Here is a 5,159-nt window from a genome sequence, read left to right as displayed (position 1 = left end):
GCACCAATCGCGCTCGACCCAAAGGTGTCAGTCTGGCATTGCTGTGAATGTTCATTCGATCCCTCCGAATAGGGTTGGTGCTTGGTAACTCCAACCAACTCGGTCTGGATCGAATGGACAACCTGTTGAAAGCTCACATCTATGACAGCCGGGTGATTTGCGCCTATCTGGCGGAGCGCGCGGGCGGTGAGTTGCTGCGGGGTGGTTGGGATACCAAAGTGCTGGAGGCCACAGCCGACGGCCTGATGGATGCCGCAGTGTTGTTGTCCTACGAAGCGCGGTTGCGCCCGCAGGAGCGGCAATGGCCCGAATGGATCGAGGGTCAAACCACCAAGGTGCTGGGGGCCTGCGCTGCGCTGAACGCGCGCTGGATGGGGCATTTGGCAGGTCCGCTCACGGTGGGGCATATCGCGGTGGGCTGTGCTTTGGCCTATGTGGACTTTCGTCATCCGGATATGGGGTGGCGCAAGGGCAACACCGCACTGGCGGATTGGTTTTCCAGCGTCGAATCGCGACCAGCGATGTTGGCCACCCAACCACCAAAATCTTGAGCTCAACTCCTTGAAACAGCGGGTTGGAGACTAGATATTGCGTTAATGTTTCGTTGAATTCTGATTTAACGCTAAACTGCGTCCATTCGCCCGTCCCTGAACGCTGGACGAACGGCTTTCTCACCGCTACATACCGGCAATGAGTCACTGCGTTTTTCGCGGTGCATGCGCATGTTTGCCCGGAATGGGCATTTGAATTGGAGAAAACCTCGTGTCCCACGCAGAAGACAACGAAGGAACCCGGAGAGATTTCCTCTACTACGCCACTGCTGGCGCCGGGGCAGTGACCGCAGGTGCCGCGATTTGGCCCCTGGTCAACCAGATGAACCCCTCGGCCGACGTGCAGGCTCTGTCCTCGATCTTCGTGGATGTTGGCGGCGTAGAAGTTGGTACCCAGATCTCTGTGATGTTCCTTGGAAAGCCGGTGTTCATTCGCCGTCGTTCCCAGGAAGAAATCGATGAAGCCCGCGCGGTGAATTTGGCAGAGCTGCCCGATCCTCTCGATCGCAACGCAAACAAGCCTGGCTTGGATGCGGCGGACGAGAACCGGACCCTCGATGAGGCCGGTGAATGGTTGGTCATGATGGGTGTGTGTACCCACCTTGGCTGTGTGCCCTTGGGTGATGGTGCCGGTGAATACAATGGCTGGTTCTGCCCCTGCCACGGGTCGCACTACGACACCGCTGGCCGGATCCGCAAAGGCCCCGCACCCGAGAACCTGCCGGTTCCGCCTGCGGAATTCATCGACGAAACCACCATCCAACTCGGATAAGGGAGGCTCTTTATGTCTGGTATTCCTCACGATCACTATGAGCCGAAGACTGGTGGCGAAAAGTGGCTGCACAGCCGCCTGCCCATCGTTGGCCTGATCTATGACACCATCATGATCCCAACCCCCAAAAACCTGAACTGGTTGTGGATCTGGGGTATCGTTCTGGCCTTCTGTCTGGCCTTGCAAATTGTCACCGGCATCGTCCTGGTGATGCACTACACGCCGCATGTTGACCTGGCCTTTGCCTCGGTTGAACATATCATGCGTAACGTGAATGGCGGTCATATGATCCGCTATCTGCACCAAAACGGTGCGTCGCTGTTCTTCATCGCGGTCTACATCCATATTTTCCGCGGTCTGTACTATGGTTCCTACAAGGCACCCCGCGAAATCACATGGATCATCGGCATGTTGATCTACCTGTTGATGATGGGCACCGCGTTCATGGGATACGTTCTGCCCTGGGGTCAGATGTCCTTCTGGGGTGCGACCGTGATCACCGGCCTGTTTGGTGCGATCCCATTCATCGGTGAGCCGATCCAGACCCTGCTGCTGGGTGGTCCTGCCGTGGACAACGCGACCCTGAACCGCTTCTTCTCACTGCACTATCTGCTGCCGTTTGTGATTGCGGGTCTGGTCATCGTCCACATCTGGGCGTTCCACACCACAGGCAACAACAACCCAACCGGTGTTGAAGTGCGTCGCGGCTCCAAAGAAGAAGCTGCCAAGGACACACTGCCGTTCTGGCCCTACTTCGTGATCAAGGATTTCCTCGGCCTGGCCGTTGTCCTGCTGGTCTTCTGGGCGATTGTTGGCTTTATGCCGAACTACCTGGGTCACCCCGATAACTACATCGAGGCCAACCCGCTGGCGACACCTGCGCACATCGTTCCGGAATGGTACTTCCTGCCGTTCTACGCGATCCTGCGGGCCTTCACTTCGGAAGTCTGGGTTGTGCAATTTGCGTCCTTCATCACTGGCGGCATCATCGATGCGAAGTTCTTTGGTGTTCTGGCGATGTTCGGTGCGATTGCCGTGATGGCGCTGGCGCCTTGGCTGGACACAAGCCGCGTGCGCTCGGGCCGGTATCGTCCGCAGTTCAAGTGGTGGTTCCTGCTGCTGGTCATCGACTTCTTTGCCCTGATGTGGCTGGGTGCGATGCCTGCGGAAGAGCCCTATGCGACCTTCTCCTTGATCGCATCTGCCTATTGGTTCGGTTACTTCCTGGTGATCTTGCCGCTGCTCGGTGTCATCGAGAAGCCGGCTGAAATGCCAGAAACCATCGAAGCGGATTTTGATGCGCATTACGGTAAATCCGGTGGTGCAGATGCCACCCCGGCTGAGTAACTGAGAAGGACTGCAACCAATGTTGAAGAAAATCGCAACCGGTGCTGCCTTCGCTCTGGCACTGTTTCCTGCTGCATCTTTTGCAGCAGGAGCCGCGGGAAAGGTCATCGACTATGACTTTTCCTTCGAAGGCCCATTTGGCACCTATGACACCAACCAGCTGCAGCGCGGTCTGCAGATCTACACCGAAGTCTGCGCGGCCTGCCATGGTCTGAAACAGGTGCCAATCCGCACCCTGTCAGACGAAGGTGGCCCGAACATGCCGGAAGATCAGGTTCGTGCTTATGCAGCAGAGAACTTCTCGATCTATGACCCGATCGAGGACGAAGACCGTCCGGCAAAGCCGACCGATCACTTCCCTGAAAACAACAACGCTGGCGCCCCGGATCTGTCCATGATGGCAAAGGCGCGTGCTGGTTTCCACGGCCCCTATGGCCTGGGTCTGAACCAGATGTTCAAGGGTATGGGTGGCGCTGAGTACATCGCCTCGCTGATGACGGGCTACACTGGCGAAACCAAAGAAGAAGCCGGAACCTTCTTCTATGAAAACACGGCCTTCCCAGGCGGCTGGATCTCCATGGGCCCACCGCTGGATGATGAGCTGGTCGAATTTATCGATGGTTCGCCAAACGATCTTGAAAGCCTGTCCAAAGACGTCTCTGCGTTCCTGATGTGGACAGCTGAGCCGAAGATGATGGCGCGCAAACAGGCCGGTTTTGTCGGCGTGTTGTTCCTGACAGTTCTGTCGGTGCTGCTGTATCTGACCAACAAGCGTCTCTGGGCCCCGCATAAGGGCAAAGAAAACGGCTAAGGCTGTTGATCGTAACAATATTAAACCCCCGCAGCACCGCCTGCGGGGGTTTTCTTTTGGGGCGCTGCCCCCGGCACGCGTGGCGCGCCTCCCCCGGAGTATTTTTGGAAAAGTGACAACCGGCCCAGTGTAGGCGAGAGTCGCCACACTTGAGGGTCTCCGCGCGCATGGGCCATATGCGCATGGACCATATGGGTTTCGGGCATGTCCACTGCGCCATCTGCGCTTGGTTCATGTCTGTGGCGGAAGGTGCCGTCGCTTCCAGTGTTCGTCAGGAGCCAGTCGTGTTAGCACCCAGAACGCACGCAGGCTCAGACCAGTCCTAACCTTGCTTGGCCGCTCCGAGTTGGTCCTGGTGTTGGTCACGGCCTCAGGGGCCTCAGGTGTTTGTGGCCTGCAGTTGCTGCCCTGTGTGGCCCGTGATGGTAGCCGTCACGATGCTGCCCTCGGCTTGTGGCGCGGCGAAGGTCACCTCGGTGAACTGCTCTGTGCGGCCCATATGCGGATTTTCCATCAGGATGTGATGGGTTTTACCCACCTGTGCTGCGAGATGGCTGTTCACCTGTTGATCGCCGATGGCGCGCAACCGGGCGGCGCGTTCTTTGATCACAGTGCCATTGACCTGATTTGGGATCTTCGCCGCAGGTGTGCCCTGGCGTTTGGAATAGGGGAACACATGCAGCCAGGTCAGATTGCAATCGGTGACGAGCTTCAGCGAGTTTTCGAAATGCGCCTCTGTTTCGGTTGGGAAACCGGCAATGATATCGGCGCCGAAGGTCATATCTGGACGCAGGCGCAGGGCCTCTTCGGTGAAGCGGATGGCGTCATCTCGCAGGTGGCGACGGGCCATGCGTTTGAGGATCAGATCGTCACCGTGCTGCAGTGACAGGTGCAGGTGCGGCATCAGTCGGGGTTCTGTTGCGATGGCCTGCATCAGATTTTCATCCACCTCGATCGAATCGATGGAGGAGATACGCAAACGGGGCAGATCGGTCACCAGTTTGAGGATCCGCATCACTAGGTCGCCAAGTTTGGGGGTGGCGGGCAGGTCAGCGCCCCAGGAGGTCAGATCAACGCCGGTCAGGACAACCTCATTGAAGCCTTTGTCGACCAACCGTTTGATCTGTTCGACCACCACTCCGGCGGGAACGGAGCGGGAATTGCCGCGCCCATAAGGGATGATGCAAAAGGTGCAGCGATGGTCGCAGCCGTTTTGGACCTGCACATAGGCGCGCGAGCGGGTGCCGAACCCGTCAATCAGGTGTCCTGCGGTTTCGGTGACCGACATGATGTCATCCACCTGCACCTTTTCCGTGGTGCCAATGAAATTGGGACCCTGGGCCAGCTGCTGCCAGGTCTGCGGCTGCATTTTCTCGGTGTTGCCAATGACCTGTGTCACCTCGTCCATATTGGCAAAGGTCTCTGGTTCGGTCTGGGCGGCGCAGCCTGTCACGATGATGGGGGAGTCCGGGTTTTCCCGGCGTAGTTTGCGAATCTCCTGGCGTGCTTTGCGGACTGCTTCGGCGGTCACTGCGCAGGTGTGTCGAGAACATTCTGAATTGTCCGGTGTAGGTAACATGCCAATTGTCCGCTTCAGTTAGTACCGCAGCAGCCCAAATCGGAACGAGCCGTAGGCGACTGGAGATTTGGGCTGCTGCGTTCGCACGCGTCGAAGCGG

At 57.9% G+C, this 5,159-nt stretch carries 3 protein-coding genes and 2 pseudogenes; 4 read left to right on the top strand and 1 reads right to left on the bottom strand.

All coding sequences use genetic code 11. The features are described 5' to 3' along the window. Positions 1 to 137 precede the first annotated feature (137 nt). The 4 genes and pseudogenes from Q0C28_RS00835 to Q0C28_RS00820 form a co-directional block, all read left to right on the top strand. A pseudogene (locus Q0C28_RS00835) lies at positions 138 to 551 on the top strand (glutathione S-transferase C-terminal domain-containing protein); the annotation flags it as partial. A 211-nt stretch (positions 552 to 762) separates the two neighbouring features. After that, positions 763 to 1,323 (top strand): ubiquinol-cytochrome c reductase iron-sulfur subunit, encoded by a 561-nt coding sequence (petA, locus tag Q0C28_RS00830; RefSeq protein WP_293572754.1) that lies wholly within the window; start codon positions 763 to 765, stop codon positions 1,321 to 1,323. Between the two features lie 12 nt (positions 1,324 to 1,335). Beyond that, positions 1,336 to 2,670, top strand: coding sequence for a cytochrome b (gene petB, locus Q0C28_RS00825; RefSeq protein ID WP_293572753.1), 1,335 nt, complete (start codon positions 1,336 to 1,338; stop codon positions 2,668 to 2,670). A gap of 19 nt (positions 2,671 to 2,689) precedes the next feature. Next, on the top strand, positions 2,690 to 3,481 hold the full coding sequence (locus Q0C28_RS00820) for a cytochrome c1 (protein WP_293572752.1): 792 nt from the start codon (positions 2,690 to 2,692) through the stop codon (positions 3,479 to 3,481). Positions 3,482 to 3,860: 379 nt separating this feature from the next. On the opposite strand, the pseudogene mtaB reads toward Q0C28_RS00820, so the two are convergent. Next, positions 3,861 to 5,024 (bottom strand): annotated as a pseudogene (gene mtaB, locus Q0C28_RS00815) (tRNA (N(6)-L-threonylcarbamoyladenosine(37)-C(2))-methylthiotransferase MtaB); the annotation flags it as partial. Positions 5,025 to 5,159: the final 135 nt, after the last annotated feature.

The sequence above is a fragment of the Phaeobacter sp. genome, assembly GCF_022825805.1.
In the GTDB taxonomy this organism is placed as follows: Bacteria; Pseudomonadota; Alphaproteobacteria; order Rhodobacterales; family Rhodobacteraceae; genus Phaeobacter.
The sequence above is the reverse complement of the archived record's forward strand: the minus strand, read 5'-3'. Positions and strand labels throughout refer to the sequence as shown.